This is a genomic window from Methyloceanibacter sp. (genome assembly GCF_049590335.1).
Classification (GTDB): domain Bacteria; phylum Pseudomonadota; class Alphaproteobacteria; order Rhizobiales; family Methyloligellaceae; genus Methyloceanibacter.
The window spans coordinates 1-2,896 of the sequence record NZ_JBAWCQ010000161.1 but is presented as its reverse complement, the minus strand read 5'-3'; the positions used below and the strand labels follow the sequence as shown (position 1 = coordinate 2,896).

The window sequence follows — 2,896 nt, the reverse complement described above, 5'->3', positions numbered from 1 at the left end:
CTTCTGTGATGACGACAGCCGCCGCCGCGATTTTGGCTTCTCCTTCACCGCCCAATAGACGCCTGCCCGACGCGCCGCACGCTTCTTCTTCTCGTTCACATAGCCCTTGTCGGCAAATACCGCGCGATCATCCTCGCGATGTCAACGCCGGAGCAAAGTTAGGCCAGCGCACCGGAGTAAAAGTCGGCCACTAAGCGTTGCTGTTTGTTGAAGCACAAGAGCCCCTTCGCGAAGGGGCTCTTGTGCTTTTGCGCCATTCTTCGATGGTGAGGTTAGCGGCCGTGGCTGGCTTGGCGAGCCTTGGACTGTTTGAGGCGGTAGCTGTCGCCGTTCATCTCTAGGATGTGGACATGGTGGGTAAGGCGGTCCAGGAGTGCGCCGGTCAACCGCTCTGAGCCGAACACGGATGTCCAGTCTTCGAAGGCCAGGTTCGAGGTGACGATCGTCGAGCCGCGCTCATAGCGCTGAGAGATCACCTCGAACAACAGCTCAGCTCCCGTCTGCGAGAGCGGCACGTAGCCCAGTTCGTCGATGATGAGCAGTTGCAGCTTCGCCAACGACGCTTGCAGACGCATAAGACGCTTCTCGTCACGTGCCTCGGCGAGCTGATTAACGAGGCCAGCCGCCGTCACGAAGCCGACGGTCATGCCTTTCTGGCAGGCAGCTAGACCAAGCCCGATCGCCAGATGCGTCTTGCCGGTGCCGGAAGGTCCAAGCGCGATGATGTTCTCGCGCCTGATCACGAACTCACACCGCGCCAGTTCCAGGACGAGCACCTTATTGAGATCGGGCAGCGCCTTGAACTCGAAGCTATCGAGGCTCTTGGATGCCGGGAACTTCGCAGCTCTGATCCGCCGCTCGACGTTTCTGCGTTGGCGTTCGATCAGCTCAAGTTCAACGAGGCGTAGCAGATAGCGCGGGTGATCAATGCCCTGTTCGGCGCACTGCCTGGCCTGCTTGTCGTATTCGGCGAGGATGGTCGGCAGCTTCAACTTCTTGAGATGGTGCCCAAGCAAGACCTTGGGATCTGTGGCTTCAGTCTCGCTCATGCCGTCGACCTTTCAACGAGGGCTGCATAGCTGGCGGCCCGTGTCGTCTGGACAGTGGCGCGTGGCAGATGCGGATAGGCATCGAGATCAAGACGTGGCGGACGACGCTCAATCCGGGCAACAGCCAACTGCTTGACTGCATCGAAGCTGATCGTGCCGAGCCGGATCGCTTGACTGACGGCGCCTGCGACGAGGTCCTGTTCGAACACTTCCATCAGGCGAAGGACCTGGATGAACTCTCGCTTGCCGCGATTGCCCATGCGCTGCTCCATGAGCCGGCGCAGATGGTCGAACTGTTCCGGCAGGTTCCAACCCTGCAATGGGGCGGCTTGATCCAGTGCACCCGGCTTCTGTTCTAGAAGTGCCAGATAGTGCAATGGATCGAACACGAAGGCACCGCGCTCATAGCTGCGGGGATGACGCGCGATCTCCTCGGTGCCTGACAGGATCACCACCTCATCGACGAAGCCCTTCACGATCACCGAGCGCAGCCCATGGGTCGTCGGCACCGAGTAGTCATTGCGCCGGTAGCGAACGAGCGATGTCGACGTGACGCGGACCGCCTTCGCCTCACAAGGCTCGAACGGAGCAGCAGGCAAGGCACGGAACGCTGTCAGATCATCCAGCAGGCGCTCCCCGATCGTCCGGTCGGCGTTGCCGGCCTTGCGATCCTGATCCTTGAGACAGGATGCCTCCAAACGCGCATTCACCCCATCGAAGCTGGCAGCGACCGGCACCGGCGTCAGGAAGCGTCGACGGCCATTCTTGACGAGCCCCTCGACCTTGCCTTTGTCGTTGCCCTTGCCGGGGCGACCGAAGCGGTCGCGGAACAGGTAATGGCTGATCACGCCGGTGAACGCTTGCGTCCGGTTGCGCGTGCCGTCGCCGCAGATCTTGGCAACCGCCAGCTTGGTATTGTCGTAGAGGATCGACTGCGGGACCCCGCCGAAGAACTCAAACGCCGAGACATGGCCGTCCAGGAAGGCTTCAGTCGTCTCCGCCGGATAGGCCTTCATGAACCAGGCATCCGAGTGCGGCAGGCTCATGAAGAAGACGTGCAGCTTCCGCCGCACACCACCGATCACACCGATGGCTTCGCCGAAGTCGACCTGAGCGTGACCCGGCGAATGGCGCAGCGGCACGAACTTCTCGGCAGTTCGCTGCCGCGCCTCACGTACATAGTCGGTCACGATCGTAATGCCGCCCGTAAACCCGTGCTCGTCGCGCAGGCGCTCAAAGATCCGTCTGGCGGTATGACGCTGCTTTCTTGGTGCGTCCTTGTCCGCCGCCAGAATCGCATCGATGATCGGCACAAACGGATCGAGTTTGGGGCGTGTCGGCGGCCGGCTCCGACGATAGCCCGGTGGCGCTGAATAGGCGCACATCTTGGCGATGGTATCCCGGCTTACACCGAACACCCGAGCAGCTTCGCGCCGACTGTTACCCTGGACAAGTACGAACTGGCGAACCGCCGCGTAAATCTCCACGGCAAACATCCCTCGCTCAAGCCCTCCCGAATCGGAAAAGCCCAAGCCTACACAGTGGCCGGGTTTTACTCCGGCGCAGCCGCACCAAGCCGCCGCTTCACTGGCCGAGTATTGCGCCGGTGGTTACACGCGACGTCGACAAGGCGCTTGGGGTGAAGGGTGCTTGTGGGACCCATGTCATCACGGGCGGCTCGGGCAAATATGCCGGCATCACGGGCACGGAGCCATTTTCTTGTGAAGCAATGCCTAAGCTTGCTGGTGCTGGTGGCTACATGGCGCTGGATATTCCGCATCTAACAAGCTGGGAGATCAGGAGGCAGGTCGCCAACTAGCACGTAATGCGGAAAGGCCAAGTCGTAT

General features: G+C 61.1%; 3 protein-coding genes. 1 reads left to right on the top strand and 2 read right to left on the bottom strand.

All coding sequences use genetic code 11. The features are described from left to right. Nucleotides 1-272: 272 nt before the first annotated feature. Together istB and istA are read right to left on the bottom strand one after the other, a co-directional pair. Nucleotides 273-1,049 carry an IS21-like element helper ATPase IstB gene (gene istB / locus WBQ77_RS12005; protein WP_424043454.1) on the bottom strand — a complete coding sequence of 259 codons (777 nt, stop codon included), beginning with the start codon at nt 1,047-1,049 and terminating at the stop codon, nt 273-275. After that, complete coding sequence (gene istA, locus WBQ77_RS12000) at nt 1,046-2,545, bottom strand: IS21 family transposase (RefSeq protein ID WP_424060441.1); 1,500 nt, start codon at nt 2,543-2,545, stop codon at nt 1,046-1,048. Before istA ends, istB begins: the two co-directional genes overlap by 4 nt. A gap of 110 nt (nt 2,546-2,655) precedes the next feature. Here istA and WBQ77_RS11995 point away from each other — a divergent pair, with 110 nt between their 5' ends. Further along, a complete protein-coding gene (locus WBQ77_RS11995; RefSeq protein WP_424060440.1) occupies nt 2,656-2,868 on the top strand; it encodes a hypothetical protein in 213 nt (70 codons plus the stop codon). Nucleotides 2,869-2,896 lie beyond the last annotated feature (28 nt).

Coding starts and splice junctions, on each gene's coding strand:
- istB (WP_424043454.1), bottom strand. CDS start 1,049: ATGAGCGAGACTGAAGCCACAGATCCCAAGGTCTTGCTTGGGCACCAT.
- istA (WP_424060441.1), bottom strand. CDS start 2,545: ATGTTTGCCGTGGAGATTTACGCGGCGGTTCGCCAGTTCGTACTTGTC.